This is a genomic window from Kitasatospora misakiensis (genome assembly GCF_042656005.1).
GTDB lineage: Bacteria > Actinomycetota > Actinomycetes > Streptomycetales > Streptomycetaceae > Kitasatospora > Kitasatospora misakiensis.
Map to the genome: position 1 here is coordinate 1 of NZ_JBHSOF010000026.1, position 24,404 is coordinate 24,404.

Below are 24,404 nucleotides of genomic sequence, written 5' to 3' on the forward strand. Positions count from 1 at the left end.
GCCCCGGCGCCGGCCCCGGCCGCCCCGCCGGCGCCCGCCCCGCCCGCGCCCGTCCCCGGACCGCCGCAGGGCGCCCCGGTGCCGCCCGGCGTGCCCGCGGTCGGCCCCGGCTACTTCGCCGCGCTCAGCTACCGGGGCCCGGACGGTTCCGAGCAGAAGCTGCTGCACCGCAGCGAGCCCGGCACGCCGCACCCGGAGTGGAAGATCCTCCAGGACCTGCGGCGGCTCAACGTGCCGCCGGAGCAGGTGCTGGAGCTCTACACCGAGCTGGAGTCGTGCGACCTGCCCGGCGGGTACTGCCACCGGATGATCACCGCCTCCTGGCCGAACGTCCGCCTTACCCACACCGCCGACTACGGGCGCGACCACCACTCCCGGCAGGCCGGCATGGCCCAGCTGCTCGACCACCTGGACGAGCTGCACCAGCTGGCCTCGGGGCCGCAGCGGGTCCGGCCGTTCCGGGTGCCGCTGCCCGCGCCGGGCACCGTCCCGCCGCCGGCGCCGATCGCGCCGCAGGAGCTCGGCCAGGAGCTCGGCCAGGCCTTCGGGCCGAACGTGTTCCGCTTCGAGCAGCGCGCGGTGGCCCGCCAGGGCGTCCCCGAGCCGGTGGCGCAGACGCTGATGTGGGCGGGTCTGCCGCGCGAGTTCGGACCGTTCTTCTGGGCGCAGGCCCAGGAGGGCCGGCCGATCCCGACGCTCGCCGAGCTGGCGGCCGAGCGGGGTCTGGCGGGCGGCCCGGACTTCGGCGGCTACCTGGTGCTCGGCAACGACTACGGGCGGCAGCTCTGCGTGCAGTACGGCACGGCGCACGTGGTCGCGGTGGATCTGGAAGGAACCGGCGAGCCGCCCAGGTTCGTCAACACGGGTGTACCGGAGTTCGTCCGCTCCCTGGCCCTGCTGGGCCGGATGTGGCGGCTGCGGTACGGGCTGACCCCGGACCAGGCCGGTCGCTGGACGACCGACTTCCAGGCTCAGCTGGCCGCGATCGACCCGGCTGCGTTCCAGTCCGCGGACACCTGGTGGGCCGTGCTGCTGGAGCAGTTCTGGGACGGACTGCTCTAGCAGGTCGTCCTGGATCCACGCAGGTGACTGGGGGTCGTTCCGGTGTCCGGAACGGCCCCTTCGGCGTACCGGCGCGGCGGTGCCTCATTGGGGTTTCGCCCTGATCTGCGCAAAATAGGTCAAGAGGATGGTCGCAATCGTCCATCCTCGACATGTTTCGATCCGTTCGACGGGCGAATCCGGACCGGGTTCGCCGACCCGGTTCCCGAGCGGACCGATCCGTCCGATCATGGGCTCCGCAGCCCGCGACACGAGGGGAAGAGCCCATGAGCGATGCCGTCCCCCAGTACGGCTTCACCGTTGCCCGGCGCGGTTACGCGCCCGAGCAGGTCGACCGAGCCCTGGCCGCCTTCACCGCCCACCGTGACGAGGCGTGGGAGCGGCTGAGCGTGCTCGGGGCCGGAATCCGGGAGATGGAGCGCCGGCTGGCCGAGGTCAGGCAGGCCGCCGACGAAGCCCCGGAACCGGACTACGAGGTGCTCAGCGAGCAGGCCGCCGGCCTGGCCCGCACGGCCGAGAACGAGGCCCGCGCCGTCCGCGACAAGGCCGAGCGGTACGCCGAGGACCTCCGCGACGAGGTCTACGAGGCCGGCCAGGCGGCCGACCGGGCCGCCAAGGAGTACGCGACCGTCACCCGGACCGAGGCCGACGCGGCGGCGCGCCGCACGGAGGAGCGCACCCGGGCCGAGGCGGAGACGATCCGCTCCGAGACCGACCGCGAGACCAGGTCCGTCCGGGACGCCGCCACCGCGCACGCCGCCAAGGTCCGGGTCGCGGCGGCCGAGGCCTCCGAGCGGGCCGAGACCAAGCTGGCCGACCTGCGCCGCAAGGCCGACGAGACCTTCGCCGAGGCGCTGACCCAGGCCGACGCCGAGGACACCGAGGTCTCCGCCACCGCCGAGCGGCGGGTCAAGGAGGCCGAGCAGTTCCGGGAGACGGTGCTCGGCCAGGTCAAGCAGAGCGACGCCGAGGCGCAGGCCCGGGCGGACCAGCTGATCGAGCAGGCCCGGCGCGAGGCGGAGCGGATCAACGCGACGAGCGAGCAGGAGCAGCGCGAGTTCGCGACCAGGCTGGAGACGGTGCAGCAGCACCTCGACCACATCAAGGCGACGCTCGCCTCGCTCACGGGTGCCGCGGTCGGCGCGATCGAGTCGGGGCCCGTGGCCGTGCCGGTGCCGGTGACGGCCCCGGTTCCGGCGGACGGTGCTCCGTTCGACGGCGCGCCGACCGACGGTGCTCCGTCCGACAGCGCCGTGTCCGACAACGTGCCGTCCGACAACGTGCCGTCCGACGGTGCGCCGGTGGACGCGGCGCCGGTCGACGCGGCGCCCTCGGACGCTCCCGGGGTGGATTCGGAGGCGGACACCGGGGAGATCCCGCTGCCCGTGGCCGTGCCTGTGCCGGTGTCCGTGCCCGCCGCTGTCGACCCTCGGGCCGACCTCCGCAAGGAGCCCGTCCCGGCCCGGCCCGCCGCCCCGGCACCCGCAGCCCCGGTACCCGCCGCCCCGGCACCCGCCGCGGGCGAGGCGGCCACGGCGATGCTCCGGGTCACCCCGGGGCGGATCGTCCCGGCCGCGGCCGTCCCCACCGGACCGGTGCCGCCGAGGCCGGCCGCGCCGCCGTCGGTGGCACCGCCGTCGGTGGTACCGGCCGCCGGCGAGGGGGCGGACGCCGAGGCGCCGGCCGAGGAGGAGACCCGGATCATCCCGAAGATCGTCATCGTCGACGACGGCAGCGACTACGAGACCCCGAACACGGTCGCCTACCGCCGCCGTCGCTGACGACCCCGACGTCCACCGGCCCCGAACGCCCGTCCGGCGTTCGGGGCCGCGGCGTTCCCGGCCCGGCGGGACGGCTCAGAGCACCTCGACCGCGGCCCCGCCGGTCAGCCGGCGCCGGCAGTCCAGCACGTACCGGGCGTGGGCGGTGATCGCCCCGTAGTCGAAGTCGTCGTGGTCGGCGAGCAGCACGACCGCGTCCGCCGCCGCCAGCTCCGCCGGGCTCGCCTCCACCCGGTGCACGGCGGCGAACGGGTCGCCGTGCGGGTCGTGCTCGGCCGCGCGCTGGCCGGGGATCACCGGCTCGGGCACGTGCACCCCGACCACCACGTGCGGGTCGGCGGCCCGGACCTCGGCGCCCATCCGGACCAGCAGCTCGGCGACCCGGGCGGCCGGCGTCTCCCGGGCGTCGCCGGTGTTCTTCTTGTACGCCAGCCCGAGCAGCAGCACCCGCGAGCCCTTGACCGAGCGCTGCCGCTCGTTCAGCGCCTCGGCGAGCCGCCGGACCACGTAGTCGGGCATGTGGCTGTTGACGTCGTTGGCCAGCTCGACGAACCGGAACGACTGGCCGAGCGCCCGCTCCACCCGCCAGGACAGGTAGGACGGGTCGATCGGCAGGCAGTGCCCGCCCACCCCCGGGCCGGGGGTGAACCGCAGATAGCCGAACGGCTTGGTGGAGGCCGCGTCGATGGCCTCCCAGACGTCGATCCCGAGGTCGTGCGCGAACATCGCCAGCTCGTTGACCAGCGCGATGTTCACATGCCGGAAGGTGTTCTCCAGCAGCTTGGTCAGCTCGGCCTCCTTGCAGGAGGAGACCGGGACGGTCCGTTCGATCAGCCCGCCGTAGAAGCCCTCGACCGCGGCCAGCGAGGCCGGATCGATCCCGGAGACCACCTTGGGGGTGTTCTCCAGCCGCCAGGTCGGGTTGCCCGGGTCGATCCGCTCGGGGCTGTAGCCGAGGTGGAAGTCCCGCCCGGCGGTCAGCCCCGACCCCTGCTCCAGCAGCGGCGCGAGCAGTTCCTCGGTGGTGCCGGGGTAGGTGGTCGACTCCAGGACGACGGTCGCCCCCGGGCGCAGGTGCTGGGCGAGCAGGGCGGCCGAGGCCTCGATGTACGACAGGTCGGGCACGCCGTCGCGCAGCGGGGTCGGCACGGTGATCACCGCGACGTCGAAGCCCGCGACGTCGGAGGGCTCGGCGGAGGGCAGATAGCTCCCGCTCTCCAGCAGCGGCCGCAGCCGCTCGGCCGGGATGTCCTCGACGTAGGACTCGCCGACGGCCAGCCGTTTGATTCGGCGCTCGTCGACGTCGTAGCCGACCACCCGGTGGCCGACCTCCGCCGCGCGGACCGCGAGCGGCAGCCCCACGTAGCCCTGGCCTGCGATGACAACGCGCATGACGAAGAACCCCCTCCATCGCGACGCCCCCTGACCCCTCCGGGCGTCCCCACACGGTCTTCACAACAGGGTAGGGAGCGGTGCCCGGCCGCGCGGGCTTTCCCGGGATCGCGCCGAAAGGGGCCGGAAAACGAACGAGGCCGAGACCCGTGGCGTCCTCCAGGAAAGGACGCCACGGTTCCCGGCGAGTGGGCGGGCGCCCCCACCCAGGGTCGCCCGGCCTCGCACTCCCGACCCCCATCGGGTGTGCGACCGTGCCCCCCGCAGCCATCCCCCACGGTTGGGTGCGGCGGGCACACGGACCATGGTGCGCGATCTCCATGGACGGGCAGTGACAGGAGTATGTCCAGTTCGTGGCGGATCGCGACGGCGGGGGAACGGCCCGGCCAAACGGCCGGAGCGGCGGCCCGCGGGCGGTGGTTCGTCCGCACCTGATCGCGACCTGATCGCGACCTGATCGCGCGCGGGCCGCGCGTCGCCCCGCCCCCGGCCGTGTGCCGCGTGCGCGTCAGCCTCGCGGCGTAGGCTGGAGACCCCCGGCCGCTCGGCGTGCCGGGCCGTTCGCGTTGCCCGAACGGGCCCAGGGCCCCTCGGCAGCACCAGCTTCGGGACGAAGAAGAGACTCCAGATGAGCCTGACCGGACTGCTCGATGTCGTCGCGCGGGACGCGGCCCTCGCCGAGGCGATCGAGGCCGCCACCGCCACCGCGGCCGGCGGCCGCCGCCATCTCGACCTGGTCGGCCCGCCCGCCGCCCGGCCGTTCGCGATCGCCGCGCTGGCCCGCGCGCTCGCCGGGCAGGCGGCCGGGGAACGGGGCCGGCCGGTGCTGGCCGTCACCGCCACCGGCCGGGAGGCCGAGGACCTCGCGGCCTCGCTCCGCTCGCTCCTGCCGCCGGACGCGGTCGCCGAGTTCCCGGCCTGGGAGACGCTGCCGCACGAGCGGCTCTCGCCGCGCTCGGACACGGTCGGCCGCCGGCTGGCGGTGCTGCGCCGGATCGTTCATCCGCGCGTCGACGACCCGGCGGCCGGGCCGGTGCAGGTGATCGTGGCGCCGGTCCGCTCGGTGCTGCAGCCGCAGGTGAAGGGGCTCGCCGAGCTGGAGCCGGTGGCGGTGCGGCGGGGCGAGTCGCACGACCTGGAGGCGGTCGCCCGGCGGCTCGCCGCGGCCGCCTACGCCCGGGTCGAACTCGTCGAGAAGCGCGGCGAGTTCGCGGTCCGCGGCGGCATCCTGGACGTCTTCCCGCCGACCGAGGAGCACCCGCTGCGGGTGGAGTTCTGGGGCGACGAGGTCGAGGAGATCCGGTTCTTCAAGGTGGCCGACCAGCGCTCGCTGGAGATCGCCGAGCACGGTCTGTGGGCGCCGCCCTGCCGGGAGCTGCTGCTGACCGACGAGGTGCGCGCGCGGGCCGCCGAACTGTCCGCCGAGCACCCGGGGTTGGCCGAGATCCTGGACAGGATCGCCGAGGGCATCGCGGTCGAGGGCATGGAGTCGCTGGCGCCCGTCCTGGTCGACGACATGGAACTGCTGATGGACGTGCTGCCGCTCGGCTCGGTCGCCGTGGTCTGCGACCCCGAGCGGGTCCGCACCCGCGCCGCCGACCTGGTGGCGACCAGTCAGGAGTTCCTGCACGCCTCCTGGGTGGCCGCCGCGTCCGGTGGCGACCGGCCCATCGACCTGGAGACGATCGACGTCTCGGCCGCCTCGCTGCGCTCGCTCGCCGAGGTCCGCGAGCACGCCGCCGAGATCGGCCTGCCGTGGTGGTCGGTCAGCCCGTTCGCGACCAGCGACGCCTCGGTGAGCGAGGTGCTGGAGTTCGACGCCAACACGCTGACCCTCGGCATGCACGCGGTCGAGGCGTACCGGGGCGACACCGCCCGCGCGATCGCCGACGCCAAGGAGCGGCTGGCCGCCGACTGGCGGGTCGTCATGGTGACCGAGGGGCACGGCCCGGCCTCCCGCCTCGCCGAGGTGCTCGGCAACGAGGGCATTCCGGCCCGGCTGGTCGCCGACCTGTCCGAGGCGCCCACCCGGGACGTCGTGTACGTCTCCTGCGGCTCGATCGAGCACGGCTTCGTCGACGAGACGCTCAAGCTGACCGTGATCACCGAGACCGACCTGTCCGGCCAGAGGTCCTCCACCAAGGACATGCGGCGGATGCCGTCCCGGCGCCGCAACGCGATCGACCCGCTGGCCCTGGTGCCCGGCGACTACGTGGTGCACGAGGCGCACGGCGTCGGCCGGTACGTGGAGATGGTGCAGCGCACCGTGCAGGGCGCCACCCGCGAGTACCTGGTGCTGGAGTACGCGCCGGCCAAGCGGGGCCACCCCGGCGACCGGCTGTTCGTGCCGACCGACCAGCTCGACCAGGTCACCAAGTACGTCGGCGGCGAGGCCCCGACGCTGCACCGGCTCGGCGGCGCGGACTGGGCGAAGACCAAGCAGCGGGCCAAGAAGGCGGTCAAGGAGATCGCCGCCGACCTCATCAAGCTGTACTCGGCCCGGATGGCGGCCCCCGGCCACACCTTCGGCCCGGACACCCCGTGGCAGCGCGAGCTGGAGGACGCCTTCCCGTACGCGGAGACGCCCGACCAGCTGACCACCATCGCCGAGGTCAAGGCGGACATGGAGAAGTCCGTCCCGATGGACCGGCTGATCTGCGGCGACGTCGGCTACGGCAAGACCGAGATCGCGGTGCGCGCGGCCTTCAAGGCGGTGCAGGACGGCAAGCAGGTGGCGGTGCTGGTGCCGACCACGCTGCTGGTGCAGCAGCACTTCTCGACCTTCGCCGAGCGGTACGCCAACTTCCCGGTGACCGTGAAGGCGCTGTCCCGGTTCCAGAGCGACAGCGAGGCCAAGGCCGTGCTGGAGGGGCTGTTCGAAGGCTCGGTGGACGTCGTCATCGGCACCCACCGGCTGTTCTCCTCGGAGACCCGCTTCAAGGACCTCGGCCTGGTCATCGTCGACGAGGAGCAGCGGTTCGGCGTCGAGCACAAGGAGCAGCTGAAGAAGCTGCGGGCCAACGTCGACGTGCTGACCATGTCCGCGACCCCGATCCCGCGCACCCTGGAGATGGCGGTCACCGGGATCCGCGAGATGTCCACCATCACCACCCCGCCGGAGGAGCGGCACCCGGTGCTGACCTTCGTCGGCCCGTACGACGAGAAGCAGATCTCGGCGGCGATCCGGCGTGAACTCCTGCGCGAGGGCCAGGTGTTCTACATCCACAACCGGGTCGAGTCGATCGACAAGGCGGCCGCCCGGCTGAAGGACCTGGTGCCGGAGGCGCGGGTCGCCACCGCGCACGGCCAGATGGGCGAGAACCAGCTGGAGAAGGTGGTCGTCGACTTCTGGGAGAAGGAGTTCGACGTCCTGGTGTCGACCACGATCGTCGAGTCCGGCATCGACATCTCCAACGCCAACACGCTCATCGTCGAGCGCGGCGACACCTTCGGCCTGTCCCAGCTGCACCAGCTGCGCGGCCGGGTCGGCCGCGGGCGGGAGCGCGGCTACGCCTACATGCTGTACCCGCCGGAGAAGCCGCTGACCGAGACGGCGCACGAGCGGCTGGCCACCATCGCCCAGCACACCGAGATGGGTGCCGGTATGTACGTCGCGATGAAGGACCTGGAGATCCGCGGCGCCGGCAACCTGCTCGGCGGCGAGCAGTCCGGGCACATCGCGGGCGTCGGCTTCGACCTCTACATGCGGATGGTCGGCGAGGCGGTGGCCGAGTTCCGGGAGTCGCTGGCGGGCGGCGGCGAGCCGGAGGAGGAGCCGCTGGAGGTGAAGATCGAGCTGCCGGTCGACGCCCACGTGCCGCACGACTACGCGCCGGGGGAGCGGCTGCGGCTCCAGGCCTACCGCTCGATCGCGGCGGTCAACTCGGAGGAGGACATCCAGCAGGTCCGGGACGAGCTGGTCGACCGGTACGGCAAGCTGCCCGAGGCGGTGGAGAACCTGCTGCTGGTGGCGGCGCTGCGGCTGTTCGCGCGGCGGTGCGGCATCGCGGACATCACGCTGCAGGGCTCCAACGTGCGGTTCGGCCCGGTCGAGCTGCGCGAGTCCCAGCAGCTGCGGCTGAACCGGCTCTACCCGCGCAGCCAGGTGAAGGCGGCGACCAACCAACTGCTGGTCCCGCGGCCGTCCACCGGCCGGATCGGCGGCAAGCCGCTGGTCGGGCGCGAGCTGCTGACGTGGTCCCGGGAGTTCCTGTCGGCGATGTTCGACGACCTGGCGGGGGCGAAGAAGTAGCGGACCTCTCCGGTGTGCGGCGGTCTCGGGCGATGACGCCCGAGGCCGCCGTTCTCGTTGCGGGAGTCGCGGGGGTGCGGGGGTGCGGGGTGTGAACAGGGCGGTCAGCCGATCTTCCACTGGCCGACCTGGTCGGCGAAGCCGTTGTCCAGGGAGAACCGGACCTTGTCGAGCTTCGTGCCGTTCGGCACCTCGAAGACGACGAAGCCCTTGCCCGTCTCGCCGGAGGCGATGTTGGTCGGGGTCTGGAAGGACGGGCCGGCCTTGGTGTCGGCGAGCGTCGGGCCGTACGACTGGCCCTGGGTGTCGACCACCTTGGCGCTGCTCCACGGGGTCTCGCCGTAGGCCTTGGCGCCGGTCGGCTTGATCTGGAACTGCACGGCGACGTAGTGCTTGCCGTCCGCCGCGGTGAGGTACTCGTTGGTGCTCTCCGCCGGGTCGACCACCTTCACGGCGGTGACGTCGGCGGTGTTGCTCTTCTCCAGGGTGCCCTTGAGGGCGATGGTGTCGCCGATCTTGGCCGGGGCCTTGGCCGCCTCGGCGGGCTTGCTTTCGGCGGGCTTGGCCGGCGCGCTGCCGGTGTCGGCCGCCGGGGCGGAGGCGGCGGTCTGCTTGGCCTCGGTGGAGACGGACGGGCCGCCGGTCGAGTTGCAGGCGGTCGCGGTGAGGGTGACGAGCGTGGCGCCCAGCAGCAGGGCGGCGGCGCGGCGGGTGCGGCGGGTGGCGGCGGACATGGTGCTCTCCTCGGTTCGTTCGGCTTTCTGGTCGGCTGCCTGACGCGGCGTCGACAGGAGAGATCACATCATTGACTGTGAACGATGTCAACGGTCTTTCATGAAACGTCTCTGTTCACGTGTGAACCGTTCGAATGGAACCTCTGGCTATGCTGTGTGGTCACACCACTGCCCCCAGGAGTGCCCCCATGCCGGACCGTCCCGAGGTGACCGCCGTCGAGATCGCCCGCCTCGCCGGGGTGGGCCGCGCCGCCGTCAGCAACTGGCGCCGACGCCACCCCGACTTCCCCCGCCCGGTCGGCGGCACCGACAGCAGTCCGGCCTTCGCGCTCGCCGAGGTGGAGGCCTGGCTCCGGTCCCAGGGCAAGATCGCCGAACTGCCGCTGCTGGAACGGGTCTGGCGGCTCGTCGAGACCCTGCGGGACCCGGCCGGACACCCCGCCGGCCCGCTGGTCCAGGCGGGCACCGTCCTGCTGCTGCACCACCGCGCACCGGAACAGTGGGCCGCGCTCGCCGAGCAGCCGGACACCAGGCTCGCCACCGCCCTGCCGCGCGCCCTCGCCGACACCGCCCGCACCGCGCTCGGTCCCGACGGCGCCGACGGCCCCGACAGCCCCGACGGCGCGGGCGGCGTCCACCGGTCCGGGCTGCTCGGCTCCACCGAGCTGGACCTCGCCCGCCTGCTCGCCCGGCTGGCCGCCGACACCGGCCCGGCCGACGCCTTCGAACAACTCCTCACCCGGTACGCCGAGGCCAACACCCGCCAGCTCACCCCCACCCCGCCGGAGGCCGCCGACCTGCTCGCCGCCGTGGCGGGTGACGCCGCCACCGTGCTCGACCCCGCCACCGGCCTCGGCGCGCTGCTGCTCGCCCTGCCGTCCACCACCGACCGCCACGGCCAGGACACCGACCCGGTCACCCTCGCGCTCGCCCGGCTCCGGCTCGCGCTGCGCGCGCCCGCCACCGACCCCGCCCCGCTCCCGATCGACCTCCGCCCCGGCGACGCCCTGCGCGCCGACGCCCACCCCGGGCGCAGCTTCGACGCGGTGCTCTGCCAACCCCCCTACAACGAGCGGGACTGGGGCCACGACGAGCTGCAGTTCGACCGGCGCTGGCCCGGCGGCCTCGTCCCGCCGCGCGGCGAGTCCGAACTCGCCTGGGTGCTGCACTGCCTCGCCCACACCCGGCCCGGCGGGCTCGCGGCCCTGCTGCTCCCGCCCACCGTCGCCGCCCGCCGGGCCGGCCGCCGGGTCCGCGCCGAACTGCTGCGCTCCGGCGCGCTGCGGGCCGTCGTCGCCCTCCCGGCCGGCGCCGCGCCGCCGTACGGGGTGCCGCTCCACCTCTGGGTGCTGCGCGCCCCCCGACCGGGCGACGACTTCCGCCAGGTGCTCATGCTGGACGCCGCCTCCACCTCGCCCGGCTCCGCCGAGGTCGCCGAGGGCGGCCGGGACAAGGTCCGCTGGCCCGAGCTGCACCGCACCGTCCTGGACGCCTGGCGCGCCTTCGACCTCGCCGCCCGCGAGGGACTCCCGCTTCCGGCGGACCGCCCCGGCCGGCACCGGACCGTGGCCGCGATCGACCTGCTCGACGACGAGACCGACCTCTCGCCCGCCCGGCACGTCCCGCCGGCCGCCCCGCTCGGCGGCGCCGCCGGACTCTCCCACCTCGGCGGCCGGCTGACCGAGCTGCTGGCCGGACTCGCCGACCCCGCCACGCTGCTGCCCGGGCCGACGGGCGGAGCGGCGCCGGAGGCGGGCGCGGGCGCGGGCTCGGGACCCGGCTCGGTCGTCACCCTGGGGGAGCTGGTCCGCTCGGGACTCCTGGAGGTGCACTCCTCCGGGGCCGGCGCACCCACCCGGCCGGCCGGCGCCGACCCGACCGGCATCCCGGTGCTGACCGACCACGACCTCGTCACCGGCAGCGCGCCCGGCGCCGTCCTCGACCGGGCCGCCGCGGCCGAGGGCACCCCGCTGACCCGGTCCGGCGACGTGCTCGTCCCCGCCCTCGGTGGCGGCGTCGCCCGCGTGGTCGGTCCGGCCGGTCCGCCCGTCGGCGCGGCCCTCGGCCGCCAACTCCACCTGCTCCGCCCCGATCCGGCCGCCCTCGACCCGGACTTCCTGGCCGGCCACCTGCGCTCCACGGCCGCCGCCCGGCGGGCCGCCAGCCACGCCTCCACGACCACCCGCCTGGACATCCGCCGGGTTGAACTCCCGCGCCTGCCGATCGCCGAACAGCGCCGCCTCGGCGCCGCCTTCGCCCGGCTCGCCGCCTTCGACGCGACCCTGCAGCAGGCCGCCGCCCTGGGCCGCACCCTCACCCAGGCGGTCACCGACGCCCTCGCCGCCGGCACCGCCGAGCCCCCGTCCGCCCCCTGACGCCCGCACAGGAGGTCGGGCGGGCCGACTTCCTGTGCGGCCGGCCCGGGAATCCGGGCGGGTCCATCCCGCGCCGGTGCGGTGGGATCGGCGCGGGATCGGGCGCAGGATCGGGCGCGGGATCGGGCGCGGGATCGGGCGCGGGATCGGGCGCGACGGAAAGGACTCCGGGCCGACCGGCGCGGGCGGTACGGTGTGCGGGACCGGTTCCGTGATCCGGACGGCCGTCGTCCTCACCCGCTCAGGAGCGCGCATGTCAGGGCAGTACCCCGGGCAGTTCGGCCCACCGCCCGGTGGCGCGCCCACCGGCGGCATACCCGGCACCGCGCCGCAGCCCTACGCCCCGACCATGGCCGTCCCGCCCCGAGGCCCCGGACGACAGGTCGGCCCGTACGGCGTGCTCGGCCGGGTCCTGGTGGTCCTCGCGCCGCTGCTCACCGTCGGCCTGCTCGGCATGGTGCCGTCCCTGCTGCTGGCGATCCGCCGCCGCCGGGCGTACGACATCCTGGGCGCGGTGGTCTTCGCCGGGCTCTTCCTCACCTTCTTCATCTGCATCGGGATCGCCGGCAGCTACCCCAAGGGCGATGCCCCGGTCGCCGACGCGGTCGGCACCACGACGATGGTGCTGATGTGGTTCACCCCGCCGGTGCACTTCCTGCTGATGGACCGCCAGGTGGTCTGGGGCGCCGGCCGGCCGGCCGCTCCCACGGCCGCCTACCCGCCGCCGGCCGGGTACGGCTACCCGTCGCCCGCCACGCCCGCCCAGCCCTACCCGGCGGCCCAGCCGTACGGCGCCACGCAGTCCTACCCGGCGGCGCAGCCGTACGCCCCCGCCCCGTCGTACGGCGCCGCGCAGCCATACAGTGCCGCGCAGCCGTACGGGACCCCGGCCCCGTACCCGCAGGCCGCCCAGCCCCAGCCGCCGGTGCAGCCCCAGCCGTCGGTGGCCCACCCGCCGGTGCAGGCCGGGGGAGCCGGGGCCGGCGGCGCCGGGCCCGCCACCTCCGACGAGCTGCGCGAGCTCGGCGAACTGCTGCGCCGCCAGGCCCGCGAGGACCGCCCGTGACCGTCGCCCGGGTGATCGGCGGTCGCTACCACCTCACCGAGAAGATCGGCCACGGCGGCATGGGCCAGGTCTGGGCCGGCCACGACGAACGGCTCGCCCGGCCGGTCGCCGTCAAACTGCTGCGCACCGACCTCCTCCTCGCCGCCACCGGCGGCACCGACCCCACCACCACCGAGCGGCTCCGGCACGGGGACGACCTGCGCCGCCGCTTCCTCCGCGAGTGCCGCACCACCGCCGCCCTCGACCACCCCGGCCTGGTCACCGTCTTCGACGCCGGCGAGGAGGGCGGCGAGCTGTACCTCGTCATGCAGCGCGTCCCCGGCGTGAGCCTGGCCGACCTGATCGCCGAGGACGCGCCGTTCCCGGTCGAGCGTGCCGTCGCCGTGGCCGCCCAGCTCTGCGCCGCGCTGGCCGCCGTCCACGCGGTGCAGGTCGTCCACCGGGACCTCAAACCCAGCAATGTGATGGTCCGGGAGGACGGCCGGACCGTCCTGCTCGACCTCGGCATCGCCACCGCGCTCGACCCCGAGGCCACCCGCCTCACCCTCACCGGCGTGCCGATCGGCAGCCCCTCCTACATGGCGCCGGAGCAGGCGCTGTCCGCCGCCGTCGACCCGCGCAGCGACCTGTACGCGCTCGGCTGCCTGCTGCACGAGATGCTGGCCGGCGAAGGGCCGTTCCGCGCACCGACCGCGCTGGGACTGCTGCGGCGGCACGTCGACGACCCGCCGGTGCCGCTGCGCGAGCTGCGCCCCGAGGTGCCGGCCGCACTGGAGCGGCTCGTCCTGGACCTGCTCGCCAAACGCCCCGAGGACCGGCCGGCCGACGCCCAGGAGGTGTACGGGCGGCTGCTGCCGCTGCTGCCCGCCGCCGTCTCCACGCCGCAGCCCCGGTACGGGCCGCTGCCCGACCCGGCCCGGCCGTACCGGCATCCGCTCCAGCCTCAGCCCCGTGCGGCCGGCACCGCCCCGGCGGCGCCGCCCCGGGCCGAACCGCCGCCGTTCCTGATGGCCGCCGTGCCGCACCCGGACCCGAACCCGCCGGTGCCGTCCGTGCCGTCGGTGCCACCTGCGCTGGCCGGGGCCGCGGAGGACTTCGCGGCGGCCTGCGCCCGGCTCTCCGACCTGGTCGACGCCGGCCGGCGCGCCGAGGTGCTCGACCTCGCCGCCCGGCTGCTGGCGCGCGGCCGGTCCGAACTCGGCGACGGCGCGGCGCTGGTCCGCACCGTCCGGACCATCTACGCGCGCACGCTCCTCCAGGAGCGGCGCCACCACGAGGCGCTCGCGGAGTACCGGCTGCTCGCCGCCACCGCCGAGGGCGGACCGCACGGCCGACGGGCGCTGGAGCCGCGCTTCCGGGCCGCCGAGTGCCTCGAACAGCTCGGCGGGGGCGCGGAGGCGCTCGCCGAGTACCAGGCCCTGCTCGCGGTGTGGCCGGAGGCCGAACCGGAGCGGCTGCTCGACCTCCGGGAGCGGATCGGCGTGCTGCTGGCCTCGCTGGGCGAGACGGAGGCGGCGTGGTCGTGGCTGCTCCAGCTCCTCTTCGACCGTGAACGCCGCGAGGGCCCGCACCACCCGGCGGTCCGCCGCCTCCGGCAGACCCTCGACACCCTCCAGCCCCACCGCACCACCGCCACCCCCTGGCCCCCGCGCGCCTGACCGTGCCCGCCTGAGCCCGCACGCCCGACCGTGCCCGTCTGAGCCCGTATGACTTTCGACAGATCCGCGGCGCCCGACGAGGTCCGTAGGGTCGGGCGGGTGCGGATGAGAGCGTGGTGGGTGGACCTGGCGCTGCTGGTGGTGGGGGCCGGGGCGGTGTCGCTCTGGTGGGTGCTGCCGGGGATCGCGACGGCGTTCCTGGCCGGCGTGCGGATGGACCGGGCGCGGTCGGCGGTGGTCCTGCTGACGGCCCTGGTCGTGGTGGGGGTGCTGGTGGCCGTGGTCGTCCCGGCCCGGTCGGAGCAGGCGACCTCCGTCGTCTCGGTGCTGGTCTGCGCCGGGATGGGCCCCTGGATGGTGGGCCGGTTCTGGCGGCAGTCGCAGGAGTTGGTGCGCGCCGGCTGGGAGCGGGCCGAGCGGGCCGAGCGCGAGCAGCGGTTGGTGGCCGAGCAGGCCCGGCTGCGCGAACGCGCCCGGATCGCCCAGGACATGCACGACGCGCTCGGCCACGACCTGAGCCTGATCGCCCTGCGGGCCGGTGCGCTGAAGCTGGCGCCCGACCTGGCCCCGCCGCACCGGGAGGCGGTGCAGGAGATCCGGGCGGGCGCGGCGGCGGCCGTCGAACGCCTCGGCGAGGTGATCGGCATCCTGCGGGAGGAGACGGAGCCCCACGCCGCCCCGGGCCCGGCCGACGCGGGTGTTCCCCAACTGGTGGGGGAGGCGGCCGCGGCGGGCCTGGACGTCCGGCTGACCGTCGAGGGGGAGCCGGACGGGCTGCCGCGGGCGGCCGAGCACGCCGCCTACCGGGTGGTCCAGGAGGCGCTGACCAATGCCGCCAAGCACGCCCCGGGCGCGCCGGTCACGGTGCTGGTGGCCTACCCGCCGGGCGGTGGCGCCCGCGTCCGGGTGCGCAACGACGCTCCGCCGGTGGGCCCGTCCCCGGCCCGCGCCGATGCGGGAGCCGTCGCGGCGGGACCGGGCGGCCGGGGCCTGCTCGGTCTGGCCGAGCGGGTCCGGCTGGCCGGCGGCACCTTCCGGTACGGGCCCCGGGCCGAGGGCGCAGGCTTCGAGGTCTGCGCCGACCTGCCGCGCTCCGGCGCCCCGGCCGCCCTGGCGGCGGAGCCGGTCGCGGTGTCGCCGGCCCGCGAACTGCGCCGCGCCCGCCGCCGGGTGGGCCGGATGATGGCGGCGGTCGTGCTGGTGCCGCTCTCCGTCGCGCTGGTGCTGACCGCCGTGCTGCGGGGCTGGGCGATCCACACCGCCGGCCGGTCCGTCCTCGACCCCGCCGACTACGACGCGCTCCGGGTCGGCCAGGACCGGGTCACCGTGCAGCGATTTCTGCCGGAACGTCAGTTTCCGTACCATCCGTCCGTGGGCAACCCGCCACCCGGGGGAGAGGGAGTGACGTGCGAGTACTACGCGATGACGGCCGAGGTGTTCAACGACGACCGTTCCGGGGACGCGTACCGGCTGTGCTTCCGGGGCGAGGTGCTGATCTCCCTGGACGCCCTGATCCAGTGAGCGCGCGATGAGCGCCGGGGAGCGGGGCGACGGGACCCGGATGCCGATCCGGGTGGTGGTCGCGGACGACGAGCCGATGGTGCGCGCCGGGGTGCGCGCCGTGCTCACCACCGACCCGGGCATCGAGATCGTCGCGGAGACCGGGGACGGCCGCGAGGCGGTCGACCTGGTTCGGCGCCACCGGCCGGACGTCGCCGTGCTGGACATCCGGATGCCGGGCACGGACGGCATCACCGCCGCCGCGGAGATCCGCCGGGCGGCCGTCACCACCCCGACCGGAGCGGCTCCGGGAATCCTCATGCTGACCACCTTCGGTGAGGACGACTACATCCTGCGCGCCCTCGGTGGGGGCGCCAACGGGTTCCTGATCAAGTCCGGCGAGCCTGAGGAGCTGATCGCCGGGGTCCGGGCGGTGGCCGACGGGGCCGCCTATCTGTCACCCAAGGTGGCCGCCCGGGTGGTGGCGCACCTCGCCGCCACCCGGTCCGGCGGTCCGGCCGACCGCCGGGCCGCCGCCCAGCGGCAGGTGGCCGGACTGACCGCCCGCGAGCGCGATGTGCTGACGCTGGTCGCCGCCGGGCTGTCCAACGGTCAGATCGCCCGCCGGATCGGCGTGGTGGAGGGCACGGTGAAGGCCCATGTCAGCTCCGTCCTGGCCCGGCTGGGAGTGGCCAACCGGGCGGCCGCCGCCGTGCTCGCCCACGAGGCCGGCCTGGCCGCAGGCCCACTCGGCCGAGACCGGGACTGAACCCCACTCAGCCTCTGAGCCCGAGACAGGCCCTGACGCCGTGCCGGGAGCCGAATCCGCGGCCCGGGGTCGGGCCGAGGCCGTGCCCGGCCCGGGTATGGGGGCGCGAGCGGGCGCCAGCAACAGCGGTCCGAGCAGCCGTACCCGGCCCAGCGCGCCGACCACGGCCGTCGCGGACGGCAGCAGCGCGACGACCACCGCCGCCGTGACCGCCCCGCCCAGCACCGCCCCGGCGGCCACGTCGTGCGGGTAGTGCACCCCGGCGGCCACCCGCAGGGCGGCCGTCCCGAGGCCGACCGGGACGACCAGCCACGCCCACCGGGGCCGCAGCAGCACCAGACCGATGGCCAGGGCGACGGCCAGGGTCGCGTGGTTGCTGGGGAACGACCAGTCGCCCGGTGGCGGGCAGTCGGCGAGTGCGGTGGACGGCAGCCCGGCCAGGGCCCGGCACGGCCGTTCCTCGTCGAGCACCACCTTCAACACCTCGCTCGCCCCGTACGCGAGCACCGTGCCGAGGCCGGTGAGCGCGACACCGGCGACCGCGCCGGCGGCCCGCCGCCCGCGCGCCGTCCACCAGCCGAGCACCAGCAGCAGCCCGAGCACCAGCAGGCCGGCCTCGGTGGCGGGTTCCAGCAGGGCGGCGAGCCGGTGCGGGGCGTCGGCGACCGCCTCGGCGACCCGCCGGTACCCGGTGGCCGACCAGCCGGTGACCGGCCGGCCCGGCCCGGCCGCACCGCCGTGCGCCGGGGCCAGCCACCCGACCGCGCCGCCGCCCGCGCCGAGGAGCACCACCGCGAGGGCCGTTCTGTTCCTGACCGTGTTCGTCATGACACGGACGGTAGGTGCCGGGGCCGGGTCCGGACCCGACCCGAAAGCCAGGGGTCGACCTGGACGATCGTCAGGGTTGACGCGGGTCCCGTGCCGTGCCGCGCGGGCTCGGCCGGGATGGCCCGTTCGGGCGACGGTCCGCACCACCCGGGGCAGCCCGCCCTACGCTCGGGGAATCTCCGCCACCCCCCGGACCGCCCCAGCCACCCCGTCACTCCGGAGAGCCGCCATGCACCGTCGCCGGACCGCCACCACCACCGTCGTCGCCGCCGTCACCGGCCTGCTGCTCGCCGCCCCGGGGCTCGCCGGATGCGCCGGCGACCCGCTGACGGCGGGGACGGCGGCCGTGCTGGACGGCCGGCGGATCCCGGTGGACGCCGTGCAGGCCAGGGTGGCCGCGCTGCGGCACACGCCGGGCGGCGTGTCGGCGGACGCCCGGTGGGAGGCGGACGGCCCGGTCCGGCGGGCGGTCACGGATCTGGTGCTCGACGCGGTGGTGGCCCGCGCGGTCGCGGACCGGGGGCCGGCGGTCGCCCCTGCCGAGGTGGCGACCGCCCGGGTGGAGGAGGAGCGGCGCCACGGCGGTGCCGGGCGGCTGGCCCGGGCCCTGGCGGCGCGGGGCGTCCCGGCCGAGGCGATCGACGACCGCCTCGGGCGCGAGCTGGGGATCCGCCGGCTCGCCGCCGCGGCCGGAGCGGACGCCGACACCCCCGCGGGCGACGCCGCCGTGCGCCGGATCCTGGCCGCCACGGCCGACGCGCTCCACCTGCGCGTCAACCCCCGCTACGGCAGCTGGGACCCGGAGCACGCCACCCTCGCCCCGGCCGCCCGCCCCTGGCTCACCGGCTGACGCCGTCCGCCACACCGAAGGCCGCCCGCCGTACCGAAGGCGCCCACGGGTGGAGCGCCCACACCCGGAACCCCGGACCCGTACTCGGGAACAGTCCCGGCGCCCACCCACGCGGGGAGGCAAGCCCCCGGGCGGGGGCGCGGGACGGGCGGGTAGGTTCGAGGGGTGACGACGAATCCTCCGGGCGCGAAGCTGATCCTCCTCATCACGACCCACCGGGTGGCCCCCGGCCTGCTGTCCTGGCCCGCCTGGGAGGCACTGCGGTCGGCCGGGCGGGTGCTCGCCGGCGGCGCCGACCACCCGCAGCTGCCCGCCGTGCGGCAGGCGGGCGTCGAGGTGGAGATCGTGGCGCCCGGCTCCGCCCCCGCGCTCGCCCGCCTGCTGACCGGATCCCCCGCCGACGCCGGCGCCGCCGACACCGCCGACGCCGCCGACACCACTGACGCCGGTCCGACGGTCTGGCTGGGCGGCCCGGACGGCGACCCGGGGCTGACCGACGCGCTGGCCCGCCTCGCGGTCGAGCACGCCGGCGAGGTGCCGGAGATCGAGGTGCTGCCGGGCTCCTACGACCTGCCCGGCGCGCGCCTGCTGGACCTGGTCTCCGTGATGGACCGCCTCCGCTCGCCGGGCGGCTGCCCGTGGGACGCCGAGCAGACCCACGCCAGCCTGGTGAAGTACCTGGTCGAGGAGGCCTACGAGCTGGTCGAGGCGATCGAGGAGGGGGACCGCGCCACGCTCCGGGAGGAGCTGGGCGACGTCCTGCTCCAGGTCTTCTTCCACTCCCGGATCGCCGAGGAGCACCCCACCGGGGCCTTCTCGATCGACGACGTGGCGGGCGACATCGTCGAGAAGCTGATGTACCGGCACCCGCACGTGTTCGGGGACACCGAGGCGAGCGGCACGGCCGAGGTGGAGGCCAACTGGGAGGCGCTCAAGGCGGCCGAGAAGTCGGAGCGCGAGTCGGTGCTGGACGGCGTGCCGGCCGGGCTGCCCTCGCTCGCGTACGCGGCGAAGCTGGTCTCGCGGGTGCGCCGGGCCGGGTTCACCGGGGTGCCGGACGAGCCGTACGAGCTGCCCGCCGCGCTCACGGCGGAGTCGGCGGGCCGGTTGCTGCTCGCGGTGGCGCAGCGCGCGCACGACGCCGGGATCGACGTGGACGCCGCGCTGCGGGCGGCGGCGCGGGGGTACCGCGACGCGGTGCGCGCCGCCGAGGGCCTGAAGCCCGCCGAGCCGGCGGAGGAGCCCGAGCCGACGGAGGAGCCCGAGTAGACCGCGGAGCGCGAGTAGACAGCGGAGCCCGAGCAGGCCGAGGAGCTCCAGCAGCCGAGGAGTTCCAGCAGGCGGGCCCGGCCCCGGGCCCGCCGAACCGTCCTCAGGCCGCGGCGACCTCCTCCACCGGACGGCGCTGCGGCGGGACGACCTCGCCGATCGCCTCGCCGACCAGGGCGACGAGTTCGGCGAGCCGCTCCAGGTCGAGGTGGTCGGGGAGTTCGGAGAGGGAGACGATCCGCTCGCCGCCCGGCCCGGCCACGCAGAACAGGTCGATCGGTCCGAGGTGCTTCTCGGCGGTGTCGACCAGGGCGGCGACGTCGCTGGGGCGGCGGACGTCACCGCCCACGCCGACGACCCGGCAGCCCGGGCGGTCGAGTTCGGTGGCGAGGTCCTCGGCGACCCCGCTCCGCTGGTCGGCGATCAGCATCCCGGCGGCTCCCGCCGCGGTGAACCGGCGAGCGAGGTCCGCCCCCGACCCGCCGTCGAGTACCGCGACGATGACCGCACCGGTGACCCGCATGGCCCTGCTCCTCCCTGTGGGCGGCTCCGCACCGGCGCCCACGGACATCTTGCGGAGGATCGTAGGCACGACCTGACCCTCCGCAACAGGAATTACCCCTCAGGTGACCAGGCTCACGCCTCCCGTTCCCCACGATCACCGGACGGTGTGAACGAGGCGCGACCGACACCACCCAAAACGCGACCGACACCACCCGGAACGCGACCGACACCACCCAAAATGCGACCGCCCGCGCACTGCCCCCGCGCCCACGGTGCGGTGGCCCGGACCCGCCCGGGATACCGTCGACCCATGCCAGCTCAGCCCGCCTCCGCCCGTCCGCCCCTGTTCACCTGGGAGTTCGCCGCCGACCCCTACCCGGCGTACGCGTGGCTGCGCGAGCACGAGCCGGTGCACCGGACCACCCTGCCGAGCGGGGTGGAGGCCTGGCTGGTCACCCGGTACGCGGACGCCCGGCAGGCGCTCGCGGACAGCCGCCTCTCCAAGAACCCGGTGCACCACAGCGAGCAGGCCCACCGCACCGGCCGGGTCGGGATCCCGGGCGAGCGCCAGGCCGACCTCATGACGCACCTGCTGAACATCGACCCGCCGGACCACACCCGGCTGCGCCGCCTGGTGTCGAAGGCGTTCACCCCGCGCCGGGTGGCGGCCTTCGAGCCGCGGGTGCAGCAACTGACCGACCGGCTGATCGACGGCTTCGCGGCCCGCGGGTCCGCCGACCTCATCCACGAGTTCGCCTTCCCGCTCCCCATCTACGCGATCTGCGACCTGCTCGGCGTACCGGCCGAGGACCAGGACGACTTCCGGGACTGGGCCGGGATGATGATCCGACACGGCGGCGGCCAGCGCGGCGGCGTGGGGCGGGCGGTGAAGCGGATGCGCGCCTACCTGGCGGAGCTGATCCACCGCAAGCGCGCCGACCTCGGCGACGACCTGATCTCGGGGCTGATCCGGGCCAGTGACCACGGCGAGCACCTCACCGAGAACGAGGCCGCGGCGATGGCCTTCATCCTGCTCTTCGCCGGCTTCGAGACGACGGTCAACCTGATCGGCAACGGCGTGTACGCGCTGCTGCGCAACCCGGGGCAGCGAGCCCTGCTCCAGGAGTCGATCGGGCGCGGCGAGAGCGCGCTGCTGGAGACCGGGATCGAGGAACTCCTGCGCTACGACGGCCCGGTGGAGCTGGCCACCTGGCGGTTCGCGACCAGTCCGCTGACCATCGGTGGGGTGGAGATCCCGGTCGGCGACCCGGTGCTGGTGGTGCTGGCGGCGGCGGACCGGGACCCGGCGCGGTTCGCGGACGAGAACACCCTGGACCTCGCCCGGACGGACAACCCGCACCTGGGCTTCGGGCACGGCATCCACTACTGCATCGGCGCTCCGCTGGCGCGGTTGGAGGGGCGGGCCGCGCTGACCACGCTGCTGTCCCGGCTGCCGGACCTCCGGCTCGCCGCGGACCCGGAGGAACTGCGTTGGCGCGGTGGTCTGATCATGCGCGGGCTTCGTGAACTTCCGGTGGAATTCACGCCCGAAAGGACAGCGGACGCAACCTTTTCGAACCCCTCGCCGGTCAACTGACGGGGACTCGACGGCTGCTCCCGACACGCTGACGCGCAGTCTCCGAAGGCCGGTCCGTAGGGGTCTGAATCACCATCAACCCGGGCATACCGCTTCGGTTGGTGGACAATCCATCATGGGACGTGATTTCCATGTGATATCGGCGATATGAGCTTGTGATTGCTCTGAAGATCTGTCTACTCTCCGGGGAGCTCGCGGAAGCGAGTCCCGTGCGCGGAACGCCGAGTCCTGCCCGCCGTGTCACCGGAAACCGACCAGAACCCTGGGCAGGGGCGGGGGAACCAGGTCTTTGCGCCGTCTCCCACGGCTAGGGGTGAAGCCGCCTCAGCGCGGCCGGGCCACCTCCCGGTCCGAACCCGACAGCTCACCTCGCAGGCGTGCGGAGAGGGACCTTTCATGCTGTTCGTTGGAACCGGTCGTCACCGTCGCCGCACCCAGACCGAGAAGGCCATCGCCGTCGCCGGGGTCGCCGGCGTCGGACTGGCGATGCCGATCCTCACCGCCACCGGCGCCTCGGCCGCCCCGGCCTCCACCTGGGACGCGGTCGCCCAGTGTGAGAGCGGCGGCAACTGGAGCATCAACACCGGCAACGGCTTCTACGGCGGGCTGCAGTTCACCTCCGGCACCTGGAAGGCGTTCGGCGGCACCGCCTACGCGCCGCAGGCCAACCAGGCCTCGAAGGCGGCGCAGATCTCCGTCGCCGAGAAGGTGCTGGCCTCGCAGGGGCCGGGCGCCTGGCCGGTCTGCTCCAAGAAGGCGGGCCTGAGCAAGGGCGGCGCCCCGGCGGCGGTCGACACCTCGACGGACGCCGCGCCGGCCGCCCAGCAGCAGCAGGCACAGCCGCAGCAGCAGGCCCCGAAGCCCGCCGGGCCGAAGCACGCCGCCCCCAAGTCGCAGGCCCAGCAGGCCCCGCAGGCCACACAGGCCCAGCCGCAGCAGCAGCAGGCCGGCCACGGCTACACCGTCCGCGCCGGTGACACCCTCGCCGGGATCGCCACCACCCAGGGCGTCCAGGGCGGTTGGCAGGCCCTGTACGACGGCAACCGCGGCACCGTCGGCGGCGACCCGGACCTGATCGTCCCGGGCCAGGTCCTCGCCCTCGGCTGACGTCCGGCCCGCCGCGGTGCCCGCGCGCCGGCCCCGGCCGCGCGCGAGCACCCGGCGGACCGCACGGCAGCAGACCACACCGAACCGCACCGGACGGCGCCCGTCCGGATCCGATCGATTCCGCCCGCTTCGTCCACATCCGGGCGTCCCCGGGCGGGCAACCAGGTGAACTACCGGTGCGTAGCACGGCCACACGCTGAGACGGAGTCGAGGTGGACGTGGCCCGGACAGCGCGTGCGGTTAGGCTCTGGTCGTAACGACTCCGCAATCGTCCGGCCGACCGCACCCACCTTCGGCCGAACCTGCTTCCGCTAGGAGATGCCTCGTGCCGTCCATCGATGTCGTCGTAGCCCGTGAGATTCTCGATTCGCGAGGCAACCCCACGGTCGAGGTAGAGGTCGGCCTCGACGACGGCAGCACCGGCCGTGCCGCTGTCCCGTCGGGTGCCTCCACCGGTGCCTTCGAGGCCCTGGAGCTTCGCGACGGCGACAAGAACCGCTACTTCGGCAAGGGTGTCGAGAAGGCCGTCCTGGCCGTCATCGAGCAGATCGGCCCCGAGCTGGTCGGCTACGACGCCACCGAGCAGCGCCTGATCGACCAGGCCATGCTCGACCTGGACGCCACCCCGGACAAGTCCTCGCTCGGCGCCAACGCCATCCTGGGCGTCTCGCTGGCCGTCGCGCACGCCGCCTCCGAGGCCAGCGACCTGCCGCTGTTCCGCTACCTGGGCGGCCCGAACGCGCACGTCCTGCCCGTCCCGATGATGAACATCCTCAACGGCGGTTCGCACGCGGACTCCAACGTCGACATCCAGGAGTTCATGATCGCGCCGATCGGCGCGGAGTCCTTCTCCGAGGCCGTCCGCTGGGGCGTCGAGGTCTACCACACGCTCAAGGGCGTGCTGAAGGAGCGCGGCCTGTCCACCGGTCTGGGCGACGAGGGCGGCTTCGCCCCGAACCTGGACTCCAACCGCGAGGCCCTCGACCTCATCGTCGAGGCCATCCAGAAGGCCGGCTACGTGCCGGGCAAGGACATCGCGCTGGCCCTGGACGTCGCCGCCTCCGAGTTCTTCGAGGACGGCGCCTACCAGTTCGAGGGCAAGGGCCTCACCTCGGCCGAGCTCATCGAGTACTACGCCGGCCTGGTCGCCGCCTACCCGCTGGTCTCCATCGAGGACCCGCTGGACGAGTCGGACTGGGACGGCTGGAAGGCGATGACCGACAAGCTGGGCGACAAGGTCCAGCTGGTCGGCGACGACCTGTTCGTCACCAACCCGGCCCGCCTGGCCCGCGGCATCGAGACCGGCACCGCCAACGCGCTGCTGGTGAAGGTCAACCAGATCGGTTCGCTGACCGAGACCCTGGACGCCGTCGAGCTGGCCCAGCGCAACGGCTACCGCTGCATGATGTCCCACCGCTCCGGCGAGACCGAGGACGTCACCATCGCCGACCTGGCCGTCGCCACCAACTGCGGCCAGATCAAGACCGGTGCCCCGGCCCGCTCCGAGCGCGTCGCCAAGTACAACCAGCTGCTGCGCATCGAGGAGATCCTCGACGACGCCGCCGAGTACGCCGGCCGCGGCGCCTTCCCGCGGTTCAAGCACGAGGGCTGAGCCCGACCGACGGCGCCCGGCCGGCCGTGCCGGGCGCCCGGTAGCGCA

Annotated in this window: 16 protein-coding genes, 1 pseudogene and 1 riboswitch; of the genes and pseudogenes, 13 read left to right on the forward strand and 4 right to left on the reverse strand. The window is 75.0% G+C overall.

Translation table 11 applies throughout. The features are described 5' to 3' along the window. Positions 1-1,062 (forward strand): SUKH-4 family immunity protein (locus ACFP3U_RS20145; protein ID WP_380226975.1); only part of this gene is annotated, 1,062 nt, incomplete at its 5' end. Positions 1,063-1,328: 266 nt separating this feature from the next. After that, positions 1,329-2,843, forward strand: coding sequence for a coiled-coil domain-containing protein (locus tag ACFP3U_RS20150; RefSeq protein WP_380226976.1), 1,515 nt, complete (start codon positions 1,329-1,331; stop codon positions 2,841-2,843). Between the two features lie 75 nt (positions 2,844-2,918). Here the strand turns inward: ACFP3U_RS20150 and ACFP3U_RS20155 are convergent, their stop codons facing one another. Further along, positions 2,919-4,235: a nucleotide sugar dehydrogenase gene (locus ACFP3U_RS20155; RefSeq protein ID WP_380226977.1), complete on the reverse strand. Its 1,317-nt coding sequence runs from the start codon at positions 4,233-4,235 to the stop codon at positions 2,919-2,921. 628 nt (positions 4,236-4,863) lie between these two features. Between ACFP3U_RS20155 and mfd the strand changes: the two genes are divergently transcribed. Continuing rightward, complete coding sequence (gene mfd / locus ACFP3U_RS20160; RefSeq protein ID WP_380226978.1) at positions 4,864-8,487, forward strand: transcription-repair coupling factor; 3,624 nt, start codon at positions 4,864-4,866, stop codon at positions 8,485-8,487. A 104-nt stretch (positions 8,488-8,591) separates the two neighbouring features. Here the strand turns inward: mfd and ACFP3U_RS20165 are convergent, their stop codons facing one another. Next, positions 8,592-9,221: a DUF4352 domain-containing protein gene (locus tag ACFP3U_RS20165; protein WP_380226979.1), complete on the reverse strand. Its 630-nt coding sequence runs from the start codon at positions 9,219-9,221 to the stop codon at positions 8,592-8,594. Between the two features lie 188 nt (positions 9,222-9,409). Between ACFP3U_RS20165 and ACFP3U_RS20170 the strand changes: the two genes are divergently transcribed. The 5 genes from ACFP3U_RS20170 (at position 9,410) to ACFP3U_RS20190 (ending at position 16,589) form a co-directional block, all read left to right on the forward strand. Then, complete coding sequence (locus tag ACFP3U_RS20170) at positions 9,410-11,596, forward strand: N-6 DNA methylase (protein ID WP_380226980.1); 2,187 nt, start codon at positions 9,410-9,412, stop codon at positions 11,594-11,596. Positions 11,597-11,849: 253 nt separating this feature from the next. Then, positions 11,850-12,662, forward strand: coding sequence for a hypothetical protein (locus ACFP3U_RS20175; protein WP_380226981.1), 813 nt, complete (start codon positions 11,850-11,852; stop codon positions 12,660-12,662). Then, complete coding sequence (locus ACFP3U_RS20180) at positions 12,659-14,320, forward strand: protein kinase domain-containing protein (RefSeq protein ID WP_380226982.1); 1,662 nt, start codon at positions 12,659-12,661, stop codon at positions 14,318-14,320. The genes ACFP3U_RS20175 and ACFP3U_RS20180 overlap by 4 nt, the downstream gene beginning before the upstream one ends. A gap of 105 nt (positions 14,321-14,425) precedes the next feature. Next, a complete protein-coding gene (locus ACFP3U_RS20185; RefSeq protein WP_380227052.1) occupies positions 14,426-15,841 on the forward strand; it encodes a sensor histidine kinase in 1,416 nt (471 codons plus the stop codon). Positions 15,842-15,848: 7 nt separating this feature from the next. Then, a complete protein-coding gene (locus tag ACFP3U_RS20190; RefSeq protein WP_380226983.1) occupies positions 15,849-16,589 on the forward strand; it encodes a response regulator in 741 nt (246 codons plus the stop codon). A 201-nt stretch (positions 16,590-16,790) separates the two neighbouring features. On the opposite strand, the pseudogene ACFP3U_RS20195 reads toward ACFP3U_RS20190, so the two are convergent. Then, positions 16,791-17,417: pseudogene (locus ACFP3U_RS20195) on the reverse strand (phosphatase PAP2 family protein); the annotation flags it as partial. Positions 17,418-17,646: 229 nt separating this feature from the next. Between ACFP3U_RS20195 and ACFP3U_RS20200 the strand changes: the two are divergent. Next, a complete protein-coding gene (locus ACFP3U_RS20200) occupies positions 17,647-18,267 on the forward strand; it encodes a hypothetical protein (RefSeq protein WP_380226984.1) in 621 nt (206 codons plus the stop codon). 165 nt (positions 18,268-18,432) lie between these two features. Then, positions 18,433-19,536 (forward strand): nucleoside triphosphate pyrophosphohydrolase, encoded by a 1,104-nt coding sequence (locus ACFP3U_RS20205; protein ID WP_380226985.1) that lies wholly within the window; start codon positions 18,433-18,435, stop codon positions 19,534-19,536. A 103-nt stretch (positions 19,537-19,639) separates the two neighbouring features. On the opposite strand, the gene ACFP3U_RS20210 is transcribed toward ACFP3U_RS20205, so the two are convergent. Further along, the gene (locus ACFP3U_RS20210; protein ID WP_380226986.1) at positions 19,640-20,059 is read right to left on the reverse strand and encodes an SDR family NAD(P)-dependent oxidoreductase; all 420 of its coding nucleotides are present in this window, start codon (positions 20,057-20,059) and stop codon (positions 19,640-19,642) included. A 291-nt stretch (positions 20,060-20,350) separates the two neighbouring features. Between ACFP3U_RS20210 and ACFP3U_RS20215 the strand changes: the two genes are divergently transcribed. The 3 genes from ACFP3U_RS20215 (at position 20,351) to eno (ending at position 24,356) form a co-directional block, all read left to right on the forward strand. Next, a complete protein-coding gene (locus ACFP3U_RS20215; RefSeq protein WP_380226987.1) occupies positions 20,351-21,637 on the forward strand; it encodes a cytochrome P450 family protein in 1,287 nt (428 codons plus the stop codon). Between the two features lie 242 nt (positions 21,638-21,879). Continuing rightward, a riboswitch (cyclic di-AMP (ydaO/yuaA leader) is annotated at positions 21,880-22,031 on the forward strand. Between the two features lie 2 nt (positions 22,032-22,033). Then, positions 22,034-22,744 carry a LysM peptidoglycan-binding domain-containing protein gene (locus ACFP3U_RS20220; protein WP_380226988.1) on the forward strand — a complete coding sequence of 237 codons (711 nt, stop codon included), beginning with the start codon at positions 22,034-22,036 and terminating at the stop codon, positions 22,742-22,744. A gap of 325 nt (positions 22,745-23,069) precedes the next feature. Next, positions 23,070-24,356 carry a phosphopyruvate hydratase gene (eno, locus tag ACFP3U_RS20225; RefSeq protein WP_380226989.1) on the forward strand — a complete coding sequence of 429 codons (1,287 nt, stop codon included), beginning with the start codon at positions 23,070-23,072 and terminating at the stop codon, positions 24,354-24,356. Positions 24,357-24,404: the final 48 nt, after the last annotated feature.

Bases quoted from the DNA above. Each gene is read 5' to 3' on its own strand.
- ACFP3U_RS20150 (WP_380226976.1), top strand. From the start codon at position 1,329: ATGAGCGATGCCGTCCCCCAGTACGGCTTCACCGTTGCCCGGCGCGGT.
- ACFP3U_RS20155 (WP_380226977.1), bottom strand. From the start codon at position 4,235: ATGCGCGTTGTCATCGCAGGCCAGGGCTACGTGGGGCTGCCGCTCGCG.
- mfd (WP_380226978.1), top strand. From the start codon at position 4,864: ATGAGCCTGACCGGACTGCTCGATGTCGTCGCGCGGGACGCGGCCCTC.
- ACFP3U_RS20165 (WP_380226979.1), bottom strand. From the start codon at position 9,221: ATGTCCGCCGCCACCCGCCGCACCCGCCGCGCCGCCGCCCTGCTGCTG.
- ACFP3U_RS20170 (WP_380226980.1), top strand. From the start codon at position 9,410: ATGCCGGACCGTCCCGAGGTGACCGCCGTCGAGATCGCCCGCCTCGCC.
- ACFP3U_RS20175 (WP_380226981.1), top strand. From the start codon at position 11,850: ATGTCAGGGCAGTACCCCGGGCAGTTCGGCCCACCGCCCGGTGGCGCG.
- ACFP3U_RS20185 (WP_380227052.1), top strand. From the start codon at position 14,426: ATGAGAGCGTGGTGGGTGGACCTGGCGCTGCTGGTGGTGGGGGCCGGG.
- ACFP3U_RS20190 (WP_380226983.1), top strand. From the start codon at position 15,849: ATGAGCGCCGGGGAGCGGGGCGACGGGACCCGGATGCCGATCCGGGTG.
- ACFP3U_RS20200 (WP_380226984.1), top strand. From the start codon at position 17,647: ATGCACCGTCGCCGGACCGCCACCACCACCGTCGTCGCCGCCGTCACC.
- ACFP3U_RS20210 (WP_380226986.1), bottom strand. From the start codon at position 20,059: ATGCGGGTCACCGGTGCGGTCATCGTCGCGGTACTCGACGGCGGGTCG.
- ACFP3U_RS20215 (WP_380226987.1), top strand. From the start codon at position 20,351: ATGCCAGCTCAGCCCGCCTCCGCCCGTCCGCCCCTGTTCACCTGGGAG.
- ACFP3U_RS20220 (WP_380226988.1), top strand. From the start codon at position 22,034: ATGCTGTTCGTTGGAACCGGTCGTCACCGTCGCCGCACCCAGACCGAG.